Genomic DNA, 20,756 nt, shown 5'->3' on the forward strand with positions numbered 1-20,756 from the left:
CTGCATTCCGAGCGTCTTCGTCACTTCTCGGCGCGAGATGCGCCGGCCTGTTCGAACATCCCGAGGATCTCTGCGCCGTCGCCCGACACGGTGACGCACGTGGCCTCGTCCCCGAGCAAGCCCCGCTCTCGCGCGAGCGCCCTCACGGCCATCGCGGCATTCTGGAGCTGGAGCCCCACCGCGCCGCCGCCAATTCGCACCGGCATCCCTCGCTTCAGCTCGATCACGTACGCCCGCCGCTCTGCCCGCCGCGGGTTCGACATGTCGACGGCAAGAAAATCGCCGCAGAAAGCGCGTTGATTCGCGCGGAAAAGCCAGAGCTCGGTGCGGCGGGAGAGAAGCTCGCGCGCGAATGCATGCTCGTCGGCCTTGAAAGCGAATGCATGAAACGCGAAGGCCGCCTCGGCCTGGGAGGGCTTCGTGATTTTCTGGACGAGCTCGCAGAAGAGGTCGCGCCGCGCGACGGCGCGGCGGGTGAGCTTGATGGCAAGCGGAAGACGGAGCGCCATGAGGTCCTCGGGGTCGAAGGTCGAACGCAGGGCCGGCTCGCTCGCGTAAGGAGAACGCGGGACGAACGGCGATGAAGCGCGCGGGGGAAAGCAACGCGGGCGGCGGAGGAACCCGCCCGGCGAGAGGACCGCGTTGCTACCGGAAGACCTTCATGGCGCTACCCGAATGCGCGGAGCCTACACGAGGCGCGTGATCGGGTCAACCGGGCGCCTGCCGAGCCCGAGCGCTCCGCGACCTTGCGTTCTCCGGCAGGGATTTGCGCGACCGCGCAAGGCACCCGGGCTCGGCCGGCGGGGAAAACAGCGACGAACGCCATGGATCGCAAGCCAAACGGGGATCGGGGGCCACGTGGCATGACGCTTGAGTGCGGGGCGCCGAACATCCCGACTCCAACGACGAGAAAACAGGAAACCACGATGCCCACGACCCGTCCGAACGCCGACCCGAGCGGCCGTCCCACCGTCCTGCTCGTGAGCAGCGGGTATCACCTCTATCGCGAATATCTCCTGCGAATGATCTCCCAGGCGGCGCGGGTGGTCCTCTTCCTCGACCGGGAGCCGACGTGGGAACGGTGGTACATCGCGGAGCACCGGATCGTCGACACGCTCGACGCGGAAGCGATGATCGCCGCCGCCCGCGAGGTCGCCGCGCGCGACCCGATCGACGGCGTGATCTGCTGGGACGAGATTCGCCTGGTCCACGCGGCCCGCGTCGCCGAGGCGCTCGGCTTGCCAGGCTCCGCGCCCGCCGCGGTCGGCAGGTGCCGCGACAAATACCAGACGCGCGTCGCGCTCGGCGCGGCTCGCGTGCCGCAGGCGATCTCCAGGCTGGTGGCTTCCGTCGAAGAAGCGGCGGAGACGGCCTTTCGGATCGGTTATCCCGTCGTCGTGAAGCCACGCGCGCTCCGCGCGAGCATCGGCGTGAGTTATGTCGAGCGCCCCAACGACCTCGCCGCCGCCTACACCCGCGCCCGCGCGTCCGCGGAGGACGGCGTCCCCCACGACGACGCGGGCGTGCTCGTCGAGGAGTATCTCGAAGGGCCGGAGGTAGGCGTCGACGTCGCGTGGGTGAATGGCCGGCCGACCCCGCTCTTCGTCGCGCGCAAGATCCTCGGCTTCCCTCCGCATTTCGAGGAAATCGGGCACGTGGTGGACGGGAGGGATCCGCTGCTGCTCGACGCGGCGCTGCTCGGCGTGGTCGACGCGGCGCACCGGGCGGTCGGCTTCCAGACCGGGATCACGCATACCGAGCTTCGCCTGACCGACACAGGTCCCAAGGTGATCGAGATCAATGCACGCCTGGCCGGCGACCTCATCCCCTATCTCGGCTGGGTCGCCTCCGGCATCGATCCGGGGCAAGTCGCGGTGGACGTCGCTTGTGGACGCCCGCTGCGCCTCGCGCCGAGCCGGCTGCGCGTAGCCTTGGTGCATTTTCTTTCGAGCCGATATGCGTACGTGCTCGTGACGGGAAGGACCGCGGCGGAGTGCGCCGCCGGCGTCGAATTGGCCGCGCGTGCGATCACGCTGCGCGACGAAAGGACACCGAAGGCCGCGGGAGGTGGGCACTGACATGAAGACTCATGCCATGGACGCCGCCGGCCAGGCGGCCCGGCACGCGCGCGCGGAGGGCGATCATGCCTCGAAGTGATCCAGACGGGCCGGTGGTCATCGTCGATCCGTATTGCTCGGGCGCCCTCTTCGCGCCCGCGTTCGCAGCGGCCGGGGTCCCGGTGGTGGCGGTCGTCTCCAGCCACGCGCCGCCGGCCGTCTACGCCACCTCCTACCGGCCCGAGCACTTCCAGACGATCCTCGCCGCGACCGAGGACCTCGAGCCCCTCGTGGAGCGCCTGCGGGCCATGCGCCCCCGGTGCGTGCTGCCGGGCTGCGAGTCCGGGGTGGAGCTCGCGGACGTGCTCGCGCCCCTGGTCGTCCCGGACGTCGCCAACGACCCCGAGAAGGCGAGCGCGCGCCGGCACAAGGGCGACATGGCGGCGACCGTGGCCCGGGCCGGCCTCCCCATTCTGCGGCAAATATGCACGAGCGACGCCGGCGAGGTCGAGGCGTGGCTGCGCGCGTCGAGCCTCGCCGGTCGGGACCTCGTGATCAAGCCGCCGAAGAGCGCCGCCGCCACCGGCGTGACCCGCGTGCCCCGCGGCGAGGGGTGGCGGGAGGTGTTCCATTCGATGCTGGATCGCCTGCATTGCCTCGGCATCGTCGAGGATCGGCTCGTCGTGCAGGAATACGTGACGGGCACCGAATACGTGGTCGACACGTTCAGTTACGCGGGCAAACACACCGTCACCGACGTGTGCCGCTACCACAAGGTGGACAGCGGGCCGTACATGGCGGTCGACGAGCGCATGGAATGGCTGTCCCCCAAGACACCGGGAATCGAACGCTTGATCGGCTACACGCGCGGCGTGCTCGACGCGCTCGGGATCCGGTTCGGCGCGGCGCATGTGGAGCTCATCCTCACCCGCGAGGGCCCGCGGCTCCTCGCGATCGGAGCGCGCCCGCATGGCGGCGGTCAGCCGAGGTTTTGCCGCGTCGCGACCGGCGACAGCCAGGTGGACCGGACCGTGCGATACTTCGCGCGGCTCGGGCACGTCCGGGAAGGCTTCGGTCTGCAATCGCACGTCCTCGTGGTGTTCTTGATCCCCCGGACGGCGGGGATCGTGCGGAACGCCGAGATCTTCGCCGATGTCGAGGCGCTCCCGAGCCATCATTTCTCGGTCGTCCGCTTCCGGAACGGGGACGCCCTCGAACCCACGAGGGCTCTCTTCGGCGGCCCAAACCTCGGCTTCGTCGTTCTCGCGCATCCGGAGCGCTCCCGGGTGCAAGCCGATTACCACAAAATTCGCGACATGGAGCGGCGGCTCCGACTCGACGATTCCAGAGGAGCGTCATGAACCCTCGGGCAAGCGGAGATCGCAATGAGGTCTACCGGCGCGTGCCGGACGACGACGGCGCTCGGTGCGACCTCGTCATGAAGGGCGGCGTCACGAGCGGCGTGGTGTATCCGTCGGCGGTCCTCCGGCTCGCCCGAGAGCGCCGCTTCCGTTGCATTGGCGGCGCCTCGGCCGGCGCCATCGCAGCAGCGGCCGCCGCGGCGGCCGAGTACGGCCGCGACGACGGAGGCGGCTTCGCTCGGTTCGAGCGCATGCAAGAAGACCTCGACCGGGAGGGGTTTTTGATGGGGCTCTTCCAGCCGACCGCGCAGGCTCGCCCGATCTTCGAAATGCTCCTGCTCGCGAAGCGGCTGCGTGATCGGCAGCGGGGAGGCGGAGCGCGACGCCGCATGCAGGGCCCCGCTCGGCGCCTGCTCGCCGAGGTGCGGAGGGCGGGGCTCGATTCCATCTGCGCGGCCTGCCCGGGCGAAGGCTACGCGCGGGGTCGGCGGTGCGGAGCGCGCGTCGGAGCGCTCGTCTCCCTCGCCGTCGTGGTCCCGGTCGCGGCGTTCTTCACCATCGTCCTGCACCACCATCCGGCGGCGGACGCGCTCTCGCTCTCGTGGCTTCCCCTCCTCCTGGGTTTGTCCTTCTGCGGGATTCTCCTCGTGTCCGGCGCCTATCTCGGTGGAATCATCGGCACGCTCCTCGCGAGCGCCCGGCACGTCCACGACGACGAGGGCAAAAGCCTGTTCGGCCTGTGCACGGGATCCAGCGACGCGGCCGCGATCCGCGGCCAGGTCCCGCTCACCGAATGGATGCACGCGGGCCTGCAGGAAATGGCCGGGCTGCCCGACGATCGACCCCTCACCGTGGGGATGCTTCAAGCGCGAGGCATTCGCTTCAAGGCGGTCACCTCCGATCTCAACGTCCGGCAGCCCCGCGCGGTGCCCGAGGAGGAGCTCGACGGGACGATCAAGAAAGACCCGTCGTTCGTGTTCGAGGAGAACGAAATGCGGCGCCTCTTCCCCGAGAGCGTCGTCCGCTTCATGGTGAACGCCGCGCCCGCGCGCGAGGGCGCCGCGCTCCCGCCCGGCCATCACATCTTCCCGATCGGCGAGCATTTGCCCGTGCTCGTGGCGATGCGCATGAGCCTCAGCCTTCCCGTGCTGCTCTGCGCGGTGCCGCTCTACACGCTGGAGGCGTCGGGGGCGCTCCGGCGGCATTGGTTCAGCGACGGCGGCATCGGCATCAACTTCCCGATCCACTTCTTCGACAGCTGGTTCCCCCGCTTTCCGACCTTCGGCATCAACCTGCGGGAGAAAGCGCCGGGTACGAAGGAAAACCTCCACGCGGACGGCGACGACGTGTCTTTGCCCGAGCCGCGGGACGGCCACACGTCGAGCCCCTCGTTTCGCGAGATCGGCGACATGAAGGATTTTTTATGGGCGGTCTTCGAGCTGGCGCAGAGCTTCCGGGACGACAGCCAGGCGGCGCTCCCCGGCTACCGCGAGCGTGTCGCCCAGGTCTACCTCGAGAAAAACGAAGGCGGCCTCAACCTGGACATGACCGTCGAGACCATCGCGCGTCTCGTCGCGAAGGGCGACACGGCGGGGCGCCTCTTCCTCGAACGATTCGATTTCCCGCAGCATCGCTGGGTGCGCACGCTGCTCCTCATGTCCCGCATGGAAGTCGAGCTCGGGCGCCTCGGCAAGAGTTTTACCGTGAGCGGTCTCCGGAAGGAGCTCCACGGTTTGCTCGCAAAGGAGCAAGATGCCTATCGTAGCGACAAACCGTGGTACGGCGCCGTGAGCCCGGACGAGGAGGAATGGTTCCGCCAGGCCGGGGCGCGGATGGACGCGCTCGTCGATCTGATGGCCCGGTGGTCCGATCTCCAGGAGACCTGGCAAGAGCGCCACCCGACCGAGGCATTTTTCTTCGCCGAGCGGAGGCTCAGCCCGGCGGGGAAGCTGCGGTTCACGCCCGAAGTATGAGGTTTTCATGACGAACCGCCCGGACGAACAAGGAGACGTCATGCGTGAAATGGAAACGGCCCCGCCCATGCGCGTGCGATCGCTCGTGCTGATCACGCCGATCCTGCAGGGCTTCGTGCCCTCCCTGCCCGTGCTCCGGTATGTCGAGCGCCTCCAGGCGGTCCTGCATGGGTCCTCGGACGGCAAGGACACGGGGCCGACCGTGCTCGACCTCATCGATTCCGTGCATTTCGCCCAGTGGTCCATCCTCGACGGCGGCGAGCGGCTCCTGTTCGTCTCGATGTTCGTGGGCGAGCTCGAGCCGTACCTGAAGGATTTTTCGGTCCGCATGGCCTGGGGCCTCGATCTCGTCTGGATGCATTGCGAGGGGTACCCGGGGGCCGCGCAGTTCGAGCCGTTCGTCGCGTGGGTGAAGCGGCACATGGTGCAAGCGGACAGGTTTTACGCGGCGAACCCGGACGTGACGGTCGTCGACGTCCGGTGGTGGAGAGCGCTCCACGCGCACTTCGAAGCGTTCCGTCGCGAAGCCCGCTGCGGCGGCGAGCTCGGCGCGCGCTTCGCCGAGCTCGAACGCGGGATCGCGCGGCTCTCCGCCGTCGACGTGGGAGCCGAGCGTCGCCTCCTCGTGTCGATTGCGGAGAACGTGCGCGCGAGCATCCGGGAGCTCAGGGAAAAGAGGCTCTTTGCTCCGGCCGAGCTCGAGCCCATCGAGCGCAATTTCGAGCAGGTGATGGCGGCGCTGTCCGGGGAGACATCATGAGAACGAACGACGATTCCAGGATCGAGCTCGACGACGTGCAGGGCCACCTCCTCTCGTCGTACGGCAAGACGTTCGGCCTGCGCCACGCGCGCTTCCTGTTCCTGCATTTCGAGGACGTCGCCGCCGGGCGGCGATGGATCGCCGCGAAGATCCCCGAGATCACGACGGCGGGCGCCCCGCCGCCGGGGCCGCCTACCACGCTGAACCTCGCATTCACGTTCGACGGGCTCGAGGCGCTGGGGCTCAGCCCCGAGGAGCTCGACAGCTTCCCGGAGGAGTTTCGCCAGGGAATGGCGAAGCGAGCGGCGTTCCTCGGCGACGTCGGCGAGGACGCGCCCGAGCGCTGGGACCTCTTGCCGAAAGGCGCGCCGCCCCTGCACGCAATGGCGATCGTCTACGCGCGCGGCCAGGCCGAAGCGGACGCGCGCGCGCGCGAGCTCTGCGCCGAGGCCAGAGCCGCGCGAATGCAGGTTCTCCACGTGCAAACGGCGGCGGCGCTCGAAGGAGGGCGGGAGCATTTCGGGTTCGCCGACGGCGGCAGCAATCCGAGCGTGGCCGGCGATGGGAGCGGCGCGCCGCCCGGGCACGTGCTCGCCCCCGGCGCGTTCCTGCTCGATCACCCCGACGATTTCGGCGCCGTCGCCGCACGGCCGAACCCGAAGGAGCTGCGCCGCAATGGCACCTACCTCGCCCTGCGCAAGCTGCGCCAGGACGTCCCCGGGTTCCGCCGGTTCGTCGCGAAAAACGCAGCGACGCTCGGAATGGACGCGGAGCTCGTCGCCGCGAAGCTCATGGGCCGGTGGCGGAGCGGCGTGCCGCTCGTGCTCGCCCCCGAAAAGGACGAGCCCGACATGTCCCCCGAGCGGCGCGACGATTTCGGCTACCAGGCGCAGGATCCCGAGGGGCTCCGCTGCCCGTTCGGCGCGCACATCCGGCGCGCCAACCCCCGCGACGCCCTGCCCATTGCGAGGCGCACCGCGGTCCGCACACACCGGCTCATCCGACGCGGCATGGCCTACGGCCCGCCCCTGCCAGAGGGCCAGGACGAGGACCACGTGGATCGGGGGCTCATCTTCCTCGCCTACTGCGCCTCGCTCTCGCTCCAGTTCGAGATCGTCCAGCAATGGCTGAACAACGGGAACGTCAGCGGCGAGCCCAGCACGGTCCACGACCCCGTCGTCGGCTCACCCTTCTCCCAGGGGACATTCACCATCCCCACGGCCGGACCGAACGGCGAGCTCGCCTCGGTCCATACCCTCTGCGGGCTCCCGAGCTTCGTCCGGGTGCGCGGCGGCGCGTATTTCTTCGCGCCCGGCATCCGCGCGCTCCGGTACCTCGTGAACGTGGAGAGGCCTCGGCCCGACACCATCGAAACGTTTCTCCAGAAATACGCGCTCGCGCAGAACGACGAGGCCAGGAAGGACTGCGTCGAGGCCTGTCTCCTGGATCCGGTGACCTCGCAGCGGCCCTTCTGCGACACCGCGGACAACTGGCGCGCGCTGCGGAAGGAGCGGCCCATTTTCGACACACCGCACGGCGTGCTCGTATCACGGTTCCGGGACGTGCAGGAGGTCCTCGCCAAACCCGAGGTCTTCTCGGTCCACGAATACGACGCCCGCATGGCGGCCACCGTGGGGCCATTTCTCCTGGGCTTCGACGGCGACCGCCACAAGCGCGAGGCGTCCCTCGCCCGCCTCGTCATCCGCCCTCGCGACCTGCCCCGGGTGCTCGAGCGCGCCCGCCTCGTCACGCCCGTGATCCTGGACCTCGCGAAGAAACGCACCAATGGCGCGCCGAGCTTCCTACCCCAGGTCATCATCGCCTCGGTGGTGCGGACCGCGGGGGAATACTTCGGCGTCCCGGGGCCTTCCGACGAGGATCTCTTCCTGTGGCTGAGCGTGGCGTCCGCCTACATCTTCTTCCCGCTCCCGAGCGCCGAGCGCGCAGCCGCCGGCGCAGCAGCCGGCCTCGCATTCCAGCATTACCTCGAAGAACGTCTGCGCGCGCGGGAAGCGGCAATCGCACAAGGAAACCCCCCAGGCGACGACGTGCTCGGCCGCCTCCTCGCGCTCCCCACCGCGCACGGGCTCGACCGCGCCACCCTTCGTCGAACCCTGGGCGGGCTCGTCTCCGGGACGATGGTCCCAACAGCCATGACCCTCCTGCACGCCCTGACGTACCTCCAAGGCGCAAGCGAGGCCCAAGAGCAGGCGCGCGAGGCCGCGAGGAGAAGGGACATGAATCGACTGAAGGACCTCCTGCTCGAAGCCGCGCGGTTCAACCCCTATCCGTCGTTGCTCTACAGAACAGCCGTAGCAGACCACGAGCTCGCCGCAGGTACGCCCCGCGCGACGCGAATCCGAAAAGGCAGCCAAATCATCGTCTCGCTCGCCTCGGCCATGGCCGACGACGAAGCCCTCGAAAACCCCGACCTGTTCCAAACAGGCCGCCCAGACGAACATTACCTCCTCTTCGGCCACGGATCCCACGCTTGCATCGGGCGATTCCTGGCCGGACCGCTGATGGCAGAGATCGCAGCTCCGCTGCTGGCGGGCTGAGCATGGGTCTCCTTGGGGAGGCGTCGCGCCGGGGCGCTGCCCCGGGCCCCGCGGGGGCTGTTCGCCCCTCGACCCGAACCAGGGCCAGCCCTGGACCTCAGGGGGAAGAACTGCGCTCCGCGCAGTTCTTCCCACAGGCCGGTAGGACCGCGTTGCCGGTTGAGCCGTCAGCGCTGCCGTCTTGTTTGGCAGGGTCGTTCGTGGTCTTGAATCGGCCCGTTCGATGAACTGCGCATCGCGCAGTTCATCGACCACGAGTCCAGCGCTTGCGCTGGTCCGGGTCCCGGGGCGGACAGCCCCGGGTGGGGCCTGGGGCAAAGCCCCAGCGAAACGGCTTCAACATGCAACCAACATCACGCCGCGCGCGTGCTTCCCGGAACGGTGACGGACGCGAGGAGTGCGCGTGCCTCGACGGCGAACCCGGCCATTCCCATGGTCTCGAAGGAGGCGAGGGCGGCGGCTGCCTCCTCGCGCGCTGCGGCGGGGGTTCCTTCGTCGCGAAAAACCTTCGCTGCGCAGAGGTGGGCGAGTGCCTCCTCGCGTGGCGATTTCTTTTGGCGTGCCGCGTCGAGGGCTGCATGGAGGTGCTCGCGCGCCGCGCTTCCGGGGGCCACGAGCGCGAGGGCCCGGTGCGCTGTCGAGAGTCCGATGCGATCGCCTGCCTCCGCCCTTGCGAGTGCGGCGCGTGCGTAGGTCGTCGCCTCCTCGGTCTGCCCTGCTTGCGCGAGCGCCTCGGCCAGCGCGCCGTAGCTCCACGACACGCTCAGCCGGGTCCCCGTGGCTTCGATCCATTGCACGGCCTCGCGCAGGAGTGCAAGCCCCTCCTCCCGTTTGCCCAGCGAAAAGAGGGAAAGACCCTCGGCGGTTTTGCTCATGGCCGCGACGTACGGCGCGCCCAGGCTCCCGGCGAGCGTCCGCGCGTGCTCTGCCGTCGCCGCGCAGGCCTCGAATGCGCCTTGCCACCCTTCCACCATTGCGCGCTGCACGAGCACTGAGTCCTCGAGCGAGCGGCGCCCGAGCTCGGCGGTGATGGCGAGCGCTGTGTCGAGGTGGGCGTAGGCCTCGGTGAATTCGCCTCGGTCGCCGTGGATCATGCCCAGGTATCCGTACCCGTATGCGCACCCCGCGGTCCGGCCACCCCAGGGCGAGCGCTCCTTCATCGAAATACCCTGGCGGATGGCCGCGAGGGCCTCGTCGTAGGCGCCGGCTGCGGCGTGGTTCTGGCCCAGGTTGAGCACGAGTTGGTAGAGGAGCTTGTGGTCGCCGAGCGCGCGCGCCTCGTCGATTGCGCGCTCCGAGATCCGGATGGCTCCTGCGTGATCGCCGAGTGCATACGCGATCCAGCCGGCCCAGTAATCGCAGCGCAGCGCGCTGCCGGCATCGCCGATCCGCGCCGCGATCGCCCGTGCTTCCGTGAGCACCTCGATCTGCTGGAGAGACGGCTCGTACAGGCACGCCTCGGCCCAGCGCACCGTGACGTTCACCCGCCGCCGCGACACGTCCTCCGTCTGGGGGAGTTTTTCCAGGAGGGCGAGCGCGTCGCCGTAGCGCCGCCGCGCGTCGTCGAGCGCGTACGCGCGAGCGGCCTTCGCCGCGGCCTCCTCCGCATAGTGTGCCGCTTTCTCGAACTCACCGCTCTCACCGTAATGGTACGCCAGCGCCTCGACGTGATCCACCTGCTGTTCGCCTGGAAAAATCTCCTCCAGGGCGCGCCCCACGCGCGCGTGCGCTCTCCTCCGCTCGTCCTCCGGGAGCTCGGCGTAGGCGCGCTCGCGCAGTTTTTCGTGCAGGAACCGCAGACGTCCGCCTCCGCCGTCCTCGAGCACGTAGGCGCGCCGCAGGCGGCCGAGCGCATCCATCAGCGTGGCCTCGGGCAGGTCCGCGGCGCGGCGCAGGACCTCCTCGTCCACCTCGCGGCCGAGCGTCGCGGAGAGCTGCGCGAGCTTTCGGCTCGGCGCGGGCAGCCCGGCGAGGTGCCGCTCGATGACGCCCGCGAGCGAGCGCGGCAAGCGGAGCGCTGCGCGCACGGCGCTCGGATCCTGGCCGCGCGTCGCGACGCGGAAGATGCCGCCGGCGTCCCGGTACACGAGCCCCTCGGACAGGGCGGCGCGCAAATGTTCTGCCACGAAAAACGGGTTTCCGTCGGAGGCATCGACCACGAAATCGAGGAAGGCCCGGGGCATTTCGGGGAGCGCGAGCATGTCGCGGGCGACTTGCCGTGTGCTCGCGGGATCGAGGGCGCCGAGCTCGATGCGGCTCGCGCGGGGCGCCGCGAGGATACCCGCGAGCGCGTCGCTCACCTCGTCCGTGCGATATGTCCCCACCACGAGCAGCCGCCGGCCCGCGAGCGGCGTGAACACGAGGTCCCGCAAGAATCGCAGAGAGAGCTCGTCTGCCCATTGCAGATCGTCGATCGCCAGGAGGATCGGCTCGGTCTCGGCATGCGCGAGCAACGTCTCGGTCAGGCTCGCGACGACCCGCTGCCGGGCCGCCGGCGACGGCAAGGCCGACAGGGGCTCGGGCGTGGTGCTCGCGCGCGCGAGGACGGCGAGGGCGGGCTCGTAGGCGGCGAGCAGGGCGGCGCGCTCGCCCAGGATGCGCGCCGTCTCCCCGGGGCCCGCGCGGCGGCAATGGTCGGCGATCGCGAGCAAGAGCGGGCGAAAGGGGTGAAGCGGCGCCGCGCCGGCCCCGTGCGCGCCGAACGCGACGCATTCGCCGGTCACCACGGAAAAACCCGCCCGCAGGGCGAGGCCGGCGAGCTGGGCGACGAGGCGTGTCTTGCCAATGCCGCTCTCGCCGCCGATGAACACGCTTTGCCCCTCCCCGCTCCGCGCGACGCCGAGATGCGCTTGCAGCTTCCAGACGACGTCGTGCCTGCCGATGAAGCTCGGCCGATACAGATAGGGCTCGGCCCAGCACCGGCGCGCGGGCTCGGAGGGCGTGAATGCGGCGAGCACGGCCGCCACGTCGTCGGCATATCCCATTCGATCCTGCGGCCGTTTCGCGAGCAGATCGAGGACCAGGCGATCGAGCGCCGCGGGGATGCCGGGGGCGCTCGCCGAGGGCGGCGTGGGCGCATCGCTGAGGTGCTTTCCGATCACGTCGCGGGGCGTGGCTCCCTCGAACGGCGGACGACCGGTCAGACATTCGTGCAGGATGCAGCCGAGCGCATAAAGATCACTCCGCGCGTCCACCAGATCGCCGCGGATCTGCTCGGGCGACATGTACGGCGGGCTGCCCGTCACGACGCCCATTTCGAGCGCGTCGCGCCCGCTCGCCCCCGAAAACCTGGCGGCGATCCCGAAATCCACGAGCACCGGCGCGCCGTCGTCGCGGAGAAAGATGTTCTCCGGCTTGAGATCCCGGTGGACGAACTCGGCGCCGTGCAAGCAGGACAGCGCCTCGCAGAGGCGGCGCATGACGCGGCAGAGCGCGGTGATCTCCTCGGGCGAAAGAGGCTCGCCAGGGCGCCGCGCCTCGATGAGCGCGCGCAGGGTGCGTCCGCGGAGCAGCTCCATGGCATACCACGGCCGTCCGTCGTCCACGCCCTGCGCGAGGATCTGGACGATGCCGGGATGGCGGACGCGACCGAGGGCATGAATCTCGCGGCGAATGCTCGCGATCTCCTGCCCGAACGCCGCCTCGACCGTCTTGAGAGCGACCTCTTGCCCCGTGTCCCGGTGCTCGCCCCAGTAGACGATTCCCATTCCCCCGCGCCCGAGGATGCCTCGGACACGGTAGGGGCCGAACGTCGCGGGCTCGTCCTGCCCTCTGGACATATCCGCAGTATAAGCCGCGCTTCTCGGGGGTATAACCCGCGCCCGTCCGCGGCCCGATGGGCGCCCGGCCGCTCGAAGGCCTGCGCGCGCAGCCGCGCACGAATGCGAGCGGGCGGCCGTGACCTCCGGTTCTTGCCTGACCACGCAAGGGGCAAAGCCATCACGCGGACTCGAGAGAATGCGGGACACGCGTGGATCCGGCGAAAGAGAGGGGCGCGGGTGGTGGCACGGGCGATGCTCATGGGAAAAGCGTCGAGGAGTCCAACCATGTGTGCCCGACATCCCTCCCCTGCCCTCGCTGCCCGACCGAGCTCCCCCGTCGAGGCACGACAAAAACCGCCGAGCACGCGGGCGCCGTGTGACGAGTTCATCTCGCTCGCCTCGCACGAGCTCTTGACCCCGGTCACCGCGCTCCGGCTTCAGGCGCAGCACATTCGTCGCCTCCTTTCGCAGCACCCGGAGGAGGTGCCCGCGCGCATTCCGAGCATGGTGGAGACCTTCGACCGCCAGCTCGGGCGCCTGGCGCTCCTCTGCGACGAGCTCCTGCACGCCACGCAGATCGTGGCGAGCGAGCTCCCGCTCGCCTGCGAGGACGTCGACCTCGCCGAGCTCGTCGGCGATATCGTCGACCGCGCGGCTCCGCGCCCTTCGGCCCGCGCGCTCGTCACGATCCGGGTCTCCGGCGCGCCTCGGGGACGATGGGACCGCATGCTCGTCGAGCAGCTCGTCCTGCACCTCGTCCGCAATGCGCTCGTGTATGGCGAAGGCAGGCCCGTGGCCATCGACGTCGCGCGGGTCGACGGCGGCGCCCGGATCGTCGTGAAGGATCACGGAATCGGCATCGCGCCGGAGGACCACGCGCGCATTTTCGAGCGATTCGAACGCGCGGTCCCGCCGTCGCGGTTCGGCGGCCTCGGCCTCGGCCTTTACATCGCGCGCGCGGCCGCGGAGGCGCACGGCGGCTCGATCCGCGTCGAGAGCGCGCCGGGCGAGGGCGCGACGTTCATCGTCGAGCTCCCCACCGAGGCCGGCGTCGCGCGGCGGGCGCTCGATCGCGCCCCCCGCGCGCGCTCGCTCGGGCTCACGCGGGAAGCTCGTCGTCGCTCTCGCTCTCGTCGGACGTGTTCGGTTGCGAGGGCTCGGCCGTCCCGAACCCGAGCTTCTTGATGCCGAGCACCTTCATGCGGTGGACCAGCGTCCGGAGCGGCATTTCGAGCTTGCGCGCCGCCTCCGTCTGGTTCCACGAAGACGCCCGGAGCGCCTCCACGATGACCTGCGCCTCGTAATTCTGCATTCGCGTGCGGAGCCCGCCTGCGTCGTTCGCCGGGGCGGGCTCCGCGGCCGCGACGAGGACCTCCTTCGCCGCGAGGTTGCCGATGCGCCCCGCCGCGCGGACGCGCTCGGGCAGGTCGTGCACCGAGATCGAATCCCCCTCGGCGATGACCACGGCTCGCTCGATTGCATTGCGCAGCTCCCTCACGTTGCCCGACCACGGATAGCTCCGCAAAAGGGCGAGCGCGTCGGGCTGAATGCGCTGGATCCGTCGCTCGTTCGCCTGGTTGGCGAGCATCAAGAAGCGCATCGCGAGCGGCTCGATCTCCTCCACGCGCTCCCGGAGCGGCGGGATGTCGAGCGTCATCGTGTTCAGGCGGAACAGGAGATCCAATCGAAAGCTGCCGGACGTGGCCATCGCTTCGAGGTCCCTGTGGGTCGCCGCGATGAGCCGCACGTCGACGTCGATCTCCTTCGTCGAGCCCACCCGCGCCACGCGCCGCGTCTCGAGCACCCGCAGGAGCGCCGCCTGCGCCGCGAGCGGCAGCTCCCCGACCTCGTCGAGGAACACCGTCCCGCCTTCCGCGGCCTCGAAGATGCCTTTTTGCTGCTGGGCGGCCCCGGTGAACGCGCCGCGCTCGTAGCCGAACAGCGTGCTCTCGACGAGCTGCTGCGGGATCGCGCCGCAGTTCACGCATACCATCGGCCGGGAATGCCGCGGGCTCTGCTCGTGCAGGGCCCGCGCGATCACCTCCTTGCCCGTCCCCGTCTCGCCCTGCAAGAGCACCGGGATCGAGGAGCGAGCGAGCCGCGCGACCGTCATGAAGACCTGGCGCATGGCCGCACTCTCCACCACGGGTTGCTCGTCTGTCTCGGGTTGTCCCGACGGACTGCCCCACGTCCACGGGCCGCCCGGCATCGAATGCACGTGCCGTCCGGGCGCTGCGCGTTGCAAGGCTGCGCGGCAGCCCTCGAGGAGTTTTTCCGCGGACCTCGCGGTCTCGGGGGAGGCGGCCACGCCGACGAGCAACGTGGCGCCTCCCTCCTTCGGTTCGCTGATCCGGTGCGCGATGTCGCACGCCACGCCGAGCGTCGCTTCCGGCAGGAGGACGGCCACAGCGTCGAGGCTATAAAGGCCGACCTTGTCGATGGGGCGGAGCTCCGCTTGCACGCGCGCGAGCCACCGGCTCACGTGCGCGCTCTCGCGTCCGCCCGCGCGCACCATCAGGATCGCCGCGCTGCGCCCGAAAAACCGCGCCCGGACGACCTCGTCTTCGAGCATGCTCCGGAGCCGCTCGTAGCTGAGCAGTCCGGGCAGAAAGCTCGCCTCCGGCGCGCGCTCGCCGATCGTGATGATCACGCGCCCCAGCATCACCTCGTCGCCGATCCGCGCGACGCCCTCCGTCACCCGCTCGCCTTGCACCCACGTGCCGTTCAGCGAGCCGAGATCCTCGACGCGCACGCTCCCATTTTCGAGCAACGTGAAACAAGCGTGCTGGCGCGACAAACTATCGTCGTCGATTTGCACGTCGGACGGGGACGTCCGCCCGATGACCTGCCGCGCGCCGGGCCGGAGCTCGACGAGCTCGGTGCCGTCGCGATGATAGACGAGCAGGGTCGGCCATTGATGCGCTTGCCTCAGGGCGGCGCCTGCCTCGCGTCCGCCCGGCGGGAGAGGGATGGTTTCCGTGATCTGCGCGGCTCGTGAACCCATGTTGCTATCCAGCAACCTTGTCGATCGCCGCGCGAGGGTCGATGGGCGATGTTCGGGCGCCGAGCCGGCCAACGTGGCCGCGTGAAATTCCTTGCGCCTCCCGATGCCGAACGACCTCCCCCGGCTCCATGAGCCCGCCGCGTTGCATCGCGGACACCATGGGCGCTCCACGCAAGAAAAACGAGTCGAGCGAACGATTCTCGATCCTGCGCCGCCTCGGCGCCGGCGGATTCGGCGTCGTGTACGAGGCGATCGACCTCCGGTACGGCGCGCGGGTGGCCGTCAAGGTCCTTTACCAGGACGACGCGGCGGCGCTGCTCCGCTTCAAGCAGGAGTTCCGCGTGCTTGCGGACATCACGCACCCGAACCTCGTGATGCTCCACGAGCTCATCTACGACGAGGGCCGCTGGCTGCTCTCGATGGAGTTCGTCGAAGGCGAACATTTGCTGAGCGGCTTCGTGCCCGCCCGCACGGACGACCTCTCCGCGTCGGTCGTGCGGCGCAAGCCTCCCCGCGACGCCGAGGAGCGGGCCGGCGAGCGCTCGGCGGCTCGCCCGCTCGACGTGGCGCGGCTCCGGCTCGTGTTCTCCCGCCTCGTTCGTGGCGTACGCGCGCTCCATGCCGCCGACGTATTGCACCTGGATCTGAAGCCCTCGAATGTGCTCCTCACGAAGGCGGACAGGGTCGTAATCCTCGATTTCGGGCTCGCGCGTGATCTCTCGCCCTCGCCGTCCGGCGAGCCCTCGGCCCTGCACGAGGGTATCGTCGGCACGCCCGCGTACATGGCGCCCGAGCAGATCCTGGGGGAGCCGGGCAGCCGCGAAAGCGATTGGTACAGCGTCGGCGTGATGCTTTACGAGGCGCTCGCGGGGCAGCTCCCGTTCGAGGGCAGCGTGGAGGACGTCCTCTACGGCAAGCTCACGACCCGCCCGATTCCGCCGTCGCTCGTCGCCGAGCACGTGCCCGAGGATCTCGAATCGCTCTGCCTCGCGCTCTTGCGCGGCGATCCGAGGATGCGACCGTCGGACGAGGAGATCGCCGCCCGGATCGAGGTGCCGGAGGCGCCCGCCGAGGTCGCGCGTCCTCGGTACGTCGAGGTCCGGCAAAGGCACGCGCTCCTCGGGCGCGAGCGCGAAATGGCGGCGCTCTTCGAGGCATTCCGGGAGAGCGCGGCCGGTCACGCCGTGCTCGTCCGTCTCTCCGGCGCGTCCGGCGTGGGAAAGAGCGCACTCTCGACGACGTTCCTCGAGGCGATCCATCGCTGGGAAGGGGCCATCGTCCTCCGCGGCCGCTGTCACGATCGCGAATCGGTGCCGTACAAGGCGCTCGATAGCCTCGTGGACGCGCTCGCGCGCCACGTGAAAGGTCTCCCGCCGGAGAAAGCGCAGGCCCTGGTGCCGGAGAATTTGCAGGACCTCGAGCGGATCTTCCCCGTGCTCGGGCTCATCGACCCCGCCCCACCAGCGGAAGAGCGCGTCGAGACCATCGACCTGCCGAGGGCGCGAATTCGAGCTTTTCAGGCGCTCAAGGACCTCCTCCGGCGGCTCGCCGCGCATGGCCCGCTCGTGCTTTGCATCGACGACTTGCAATGGGGCGACATCGACAGCGCCGAGCTCCTTTTCGAGCTCCTCTCGCCGCCCGACGCGCCGCCGATGCTCTTGCTCGCCTGTCACCGCAGCGACGAGGTCGAGCGGAGCGCCTTCATGACGCGCTTCGGACAGCTCGTCGCCGCCGCCGCAGGACGGATCCGGCTCCACGACGTCGAGCTCGGGCCCCTGACGCAGGATCTCTCGTTCGCGCTCGCGAAAGATCGCCTCGGGCCCTCGGCGGACGAGGCGACGGTGTGGGCCGTCGTGCGTGAATCCGAGGGCAATCCTTTCTCCATCGAGGAGCTCGCGCGGCACGTCTCTGCGGCGGGGCCACGCGCCGTGCCGCGCGTCGATCTGCGTGAGGCGATGCGCGAGAGGCTCAGCGCGGCGCCGGCGCCGTCGCGGCGGCTGCTCGAAATCGTGGCGGTCGCCGGGCGTCCGCTCGAACAAGACATCGCCTTCGCGGCCGCCGAGCTCGCCGACGAAGCGCTCGCTTACCTGACGCCGCTGCGCTCGGCGGGATTGCTCAGGGTATGCAGCGTGCATGAGCGCCCTGGTTGCGAGGTCTCCCATGATCGGCTCCGCGACGCGATCCTCGCCGCGCTCGACGTCGATGCGCTCGCGGCGCGACATGAACGCCTGGCTTCCGTGCTGGAGACATCGCCCGAGGTCGAACCGGAGGAGCTCGCGATGCATTTCCAGAGTGCCGGAGAGAAATACAAGGCGGCGCATTACGCGATCGCCGCGGCCGACCGGGCGAGCGACGCGCTGGCCTTCTCGCACGCGGCCGAGCTCTACGCGCTCGCCCTCGACTGGGGGCGCGGCGGGCCCGCCGATACCCCGGAGAAGACGCACGAGATCATGGTCCGCCGTGCCCACGCGCTGGCGAACGCGGGCCGGTGCCGGGAGGCGGCGGAGCTCTACCTCACGTGCGCCGAAGGTGCCTCACCCGGGGAGGCGCTCGATTTGCGACGTCGCGCGATCGAGCAACTTTTCGTGGGCGGGCACCTCGACGAGGGCAATCGTGCTCTTTCGACGTTCCTCCCCGGGCTCGGCCTGCGGCCGCCCAGGACGACCGCCAGCGTCGCCATGATGGCCCTCCGGGGCATTCTACGATTACGACGTCGCGGATATCATTTCCAGCCTCGCGCCGCCGCCGACGTCGCTCCGGCCGCGCTCGCCCGGATCGACGTTTGCATGGCGGTGAGCATGGCCCTGACGGACGTGGATCCATTGCGATCGTGCGCGTTTTTGATCCGTGGCCTCGATCTCGCGCTCGACGCTGGCGAACCCGCGCGGATCGCCCAGGCGCTCGGCACGTATGCGCAGCTCTCGCTCTTGCAAGGCGGTCCCTCCGCGGTGGCCGAGGGGGCGCGCCTCCTCGCGCGGGCGGCGGAAATCGCGGGCGGCTGCGACGATCCCGACGTCATGGAGACCGTGTCCATGTACGGCGCCGCGATCACGATGATCGAGGGGCGCTGGCATGCGGCATTGGAGCGTTACGACGACATCGGCCGCCATCTCCGCAGCCGGAGGCTCGATCTCGCGATGTACCAGAACATGGCGCACGTCGTCGCCGTCATCGCCCTCGATGCCATGGGCCGCCTGGAGGAGCTCGCGAAGCGCACCGCCGCCTGGCATCACGAGGCCACGTCGCTCGGCAATCTCTTCGCGGCCATCAGCGCTTCGAGCGCGTCCGCCGTGACGAGGATCGCCGCCGACGACGTGGAGGAGGCGCGCCGCCGCGTGCGCGAGGGCGTCGCGTCGTGGACCCGCGGCGGCATGCACGTGCAGCACATGTACGCGCTCCGGGTCGAGGCGTATGCGGACCTCTATGAAGGTCACGCCGACATGGCGCGGACGCGCGTCTTGCATTCATGGGGCGCCATCGTCAGGTCGCAGCAGCTCCGCGTGCAACCTTCCCGGATCGACATGCTCTTCCTCCGGGCGCGCACCGCGATCGCCATTGCCACGCAGGCTCTGCCCCGCCGCCGCGCGCGGCTCGCCCGCGAAGCCGAGCGGATCGCGTCGCGGCTCGAATGCGAGATTCGCGCCGACGCCGCACCCTCCGCGGCCTTGCTCCGGGCCGCCGTGGCGCGGCTCCGCGGGCAGGAGGACGAAGCCCTCACCTACCTCGACGCCGCCATTCGTGGCTTCGACGAGGCCGAGATGGCGCTTCACGCGGCATGCGCGCGCCGCCGCAAGGGCGAGCTCTCCGGGGGAGAATCCGGGCGCGCGCTCGTGGCCGTCGCCGACACGGTCATGGAGCAACGAGGGGTCCGGCGGCCCGACCGATGGGCCGCGATCTTCGCGCCCGGCCTTGGGATCGAAACAGCGGAATGAGGAGGATCCCCTCAATCGAGGCCCCGCGCGAGCCTCCGCGCCCGCTCCGCGAGCCCCTGCACGACCGAATGAAAGCTCCGCAGCTTGCGGAGCTTCTCTCCCCCGAATCGCTCTTCGAGCGCGCGCGCGAGCCGCGGGACACGCGCCGTGCCGCCGGTGCAACAAACCACGTCGATCGCCTCGAACCCGAGCCCTGCCTCTTCGAGCGTCCGATCCAGCGCCCGCAAGATCGCGTCGACCGAGCGCTCGGCGCCCGCCTCGAACTCGTCGCGCGTGATCCATTCGTGGATGTGCATCGTCGGGTAGTCGAACTCGAACCGGGTCTTCGTCGCCTCCGAGAGCGCGCATTTGCTGTGCTCGATGGCCTCGAACACCTGAAAGGCGAGCGCGTCCTCGACGAGGCAGAGGAGCTGATCCATTCGCTTCTGGTCGTCTCCCCCGAGCGACCAGGCCTGCACGTCGCGCAGGAACGCGAGCATGTCCCGGTGCTGGAGCACCGCCATGTCCGCCGGCGAGCAGAGCTTTTCCATGATGCCTCGGGGCATCGTGAGGAGGTTCTTGCCGAGCGGGACCTGGTAGGTGACCTCCGCGCCGAAATGACGCGCAATCTTGTGGCGCATCAAGCTCCCGTCGAGCGCGTCGCCGGCCACGGAGACGCCTCCGAGCGAGAGCACGTCCGAGGCCGCGAAGCCGTCCGGTCGCATCCGAACGACCGTATAATCGCTCGTCCCGCCGCCGAAATCGGCGACGAGGACCGTCATCGGACGATCGAGCGCGAGCTCGAAATCGTGGGCCGCGGCGACGGGCTCGGGGCAAAAGGCGACCTCGGAAAAACCCGCGCTCTTGGCCGCGCGCTCGAGCCGGGCCTGCGCGAGCCGGTCCTCCTCGGGATCGAGCGAGAACATGGCCGGCCGGCCCAGCACCACGCGATCGACGTCGGCGTCGAAATGGCGGTTCGCGTGGTCGCGCATCACGCGCAGGAAGCGGCCGATCAGGTCCTCGATGGTGACGACGCGGCTACCGATCTGCGTGCCGGAGAAGCCGCGGTCGGGGAGAAATTTCTTGATCGAGCGGATGAGCCGCCCTTGCATTCCGCTCGCGACGAAGTCGCGGATGGCCACCGCGCCGCACGAGAACTGGTTCTGCCCGAAAAAGAGCAGGCTTCGCAGGATGGTCGGGTCGGACGCGGCGTCGTCGAGAGGGATCGGTGGGCACGTGGAGGTGGCGTTCGCCGCGGCGAGCAGCGAATTGGTGGTGCCGAAGTCGATGGCATAAACCTCGGGTTTGAATCGTGAGGACATGGGTTCGCGCCTTCCGGGTGGATGCCTGACGGCCCCGGGATATGGCCAC

11 protein-coding genes are annotated in these 20,756 nt (G+C 69.7%); 7 read left to right on the plus strand and 4 right to left on the minus strand.

All coding sequences use genetic code 11. The features are described 5' to 3' along the window. Nucleotides 1-20: 20 nt before the first annotated feature. Nucleotides 21-509, minus strand: coding sequence for a hypothetical protein (locus QHF85_RS19835; protein ID WP_281328801.1), 489 nt, complete (start codon nucleotides 507-509; stop codon nucleotides 21-23). 417 nt (nucleotides 510-926) lie between these two features. Here QHF85_RS19835 and QHF85_RS19840 point away from each other — a divergent pair, with 417 nt between their 5' ends. The 5 genes from QHF85_RS19840 (at nucleotide 927) to QHF85_RS19860 (ending at nucleotide 8,709) form a co-directional block, all read left to right on the plus strand. After that, on the plus strand, nucleotides 927-2,078 hold the full coding sequence (locus QHF85_RS19840; RefSeq protein WP_281328802.1) for an ATP-grasp domain-containing protein: 1,152 nt from the start codon (nucleotides 927-929) through the stop codon (nucleotides 2,076-2,078). 65 nt (nucleotides 2,079-2,143) lie between these two features. Then, nucleotides 2,144-3,418: an ATP-grasp domain-containing protein gene (locus QHF85_RS19845; protein ID WP_281328803.1), complete on the plus strand. Its 1,275-nt coding sequence runs from the start codon at nucleotides 2,144-2,146 to the stop codon at nucleotides 3,416-3,418. Next, nucleotides 3,415-5,391: a patatin-like phospholipase family protein gene (locus tag QHF85_RS19850; RefSeq protein WP_281328804.1), complete on the plus strand. Its 1,977-nt coding sequence runs from the start codon at nucleotides 3,415-3,417 to the stop codon at nucleotides 5,389-5,391. The genes QHF85_RS19845 and QHF85_RS19850 overlap by 4 nt, the downstream gene beginning before the upstream one ends. Nucleotides 5,392-5,398: 7 nt before the next feature. Continuing rightward, nucleotides 5,399-6,151, plus strand: a complete 753-nt coding sequence (locus QHF85_RS19855) for a hypothetical protein (RefSeq protein ID WP_281328805.1) — start codon at nucleotides 5,399-5,401, stop codon at nucleotides 6,149-6,151. After that, nucleotides 6,148-8,709 (plus strand): cytochrome P450, encoded by a 2,562-nt coding sequence (locus QHF85_RS19860; RefSeq protein ID WP_281328806.1) that lies wholly within the window; start codon nucleotides 6,148-6,150, stop codon nucleotides 8,707-8,709. The genes QHF85_RS19855 and QHF85_RS19860 overlap by 4 nt, the downstream gene beginning before the upstream one ends. 353 nt (nucleotides 8,710-9,062) lie before the next feature. Here QHF85_RS19860 and QHF85_RS19865 read toward each other — a convergent pair whose 3' ends face one another. Beyond that, nucleotides 9,063-12,488, minus strand: a complete 3,426-nt coding sequence (locus QHF85_RS19865) for a serine/threonine-protein kinase (RefSeq protein WP_281328807.1) — start codon at nucleotides 12,486-12,488, stop codon at nucleotides 9,063-9,065. 267 nt (nucleotides 12,489-12,755) lie between these two features. Between QHF85_RS19865 and QHF85_RS19870 the strand changes: the two genes are divergently transcribed. After that, entirely contained in the window at nucleotides 12,756-13,655 is a 900-nt protein-coding gene (locus tag QHF85_RS19870; RefSeq protein WP_281328808.1) for a HAMP domain-containing sensor histidine kinase, read from the plus strand. Here the strand turns inward: QHF85_RS19870 and QHF85_RS19875 are convergent. Beyond that, nucleotides 13,570-15,474 carry a sigma 54-interacting transcriptional regulator gene (locus tag QHF85_RS19875; RefSeq protein WP_281328809.1) on the minus strand — a complete coding sequence of 635 codons (1,905 nt, stop codon included), beginning with the start codon at nucleotides 15,472-15,474 and terminating at the stop codon, nucleotides 13,570-13,572. The genes QHF85_RS19870 and QHF85_RS19875 overlap by 86 nt on opposite strands. A gap of 128 nt (nucleotides 15,475-15,602) precedes the next feature. Here QHF85_RS19875 and QHF85_RS19880 point away from each other — a divergent pair, with 128 nt between their 5' ends. Then, entirely contained in the window at nucleotides 15,603-19,406 is a 3,804-nt protein-coding gene (locus QHF85_RS19880; RefSeq protein WP_281328810.1) for a serine/threonine-protein kinase, read from the plus strand. 11 nt (nucleotides 19,407-19,417) lie between these two features. Here QHF85_RS19880 and QHF85_RS19885 read toward each other — a convergent pair whose 3' ends face one another. Continuing rightward, on the minus strand, nucleotides 19,418-20,707 hold the full coding sequence (locus QHF85_RS19885) for an Hsp70 family protein (RefSeq protein ID WP_281328811.1): 1,290 nt from the start codon (nucleotides 20,705-20,707) through the stop codon (nucleotides 19,418-19,420). Between the last annotated feature and the right edge of the window lie 49 nt (nucleotides 20,708-20,756).

The organism is Polyangium sp. 6x1 (assembly GCF_029946515.1).
GTDB lineage: Bacteria > Myxococcota_A > Polyangia > Polyangiales > Polyangiaceae > Polyangium.

What these genes read in the sequence shown, in the direction of transcription:
- QHF85_RS19870 (WP_281328808.1), top strand. Translation starts at nt 12,756, where the DNA reads ATGTGTGCCCGACATCCCTCCCCTGCCCTCGCTGCCCGACCGAGCTCC.
- QHF85_RS19840 (WP_281328802.1), top strand. Translation starts at nt 927, where the DNA reads ATGCCCACGACCCGTCCGAACGCCGACCCGAGCGGCCGTCCCACCGTC.
- QHF85_RS19880 (WP_281328810.1), top strand. Translation starts at nt 15,603, where the DNA reads ATGAGCCCGCCGCGTTGCATCGCGGACACCATGGGCGCTCCACGCAAG.
- QHF85_RS19855 (WP_281328805.1), top strand. Translation starts at nt 5,399, where the DNA reads ATGACGAACCGCCCGGACGAACAAGGAGACGTCATGCGTGAAATGGAA.
- QHF85_RS19845 (WP_281328803.1), top strand. Translation starts at nt 2,144, where the DNA reads ATGCCTCGAAGTGATCCAGACGGGCCGGTGGTCATCGTCGATCCGTAT.
- QHF85_RS19885 (WP_281328811.1), bottom strand. Translation starts at nt 20,707, where the DNA reads ATGTCCTCACGATTCAAACCCGAGGTTTATGCCATCGACTTCGGCACC.
- QHF85_RS19875 (WP_281328809.1), bottom strand. Translation starts at nt 15,474, where the DNA reads ATGGGTTCACGAGCCGCGCAGATCACGGAAACCATCCCTCTCCCGCCG.
- QHF85_RS19850 (WP_281328804.1), top strand. Translation starts at nt 3,415, where the DNA reads ATGAACCCTCGGGCAAGCGGAGATCGCAATGAGGTCTACCGGCGCGTG.
- QHF85_RS19860 (WP_281328806.1), top strand. Translation starts at nt 6,148, where the DNA reads ATGAGAACGAACGACGATTCCAGGATCGAGCTCGACGACGTGCAGGGC.
- QHF85_RS19835 (WP_281328801.1), bottom strand. Translation starts at nt 509, where the DNA reads ATGGCGCTCCGTCTTCCGCTTGCCATCAAGCTCACCCGCCGCGCCGTC.
- QHF85_RS19865 (WP_281328807.1), bottom strand. Translation starts at nt 12,488, where the DNA reads ATGTCCAGAGGGCAGGACGAGCCCGCGACGTTCGGCCCCTACCGTGTC.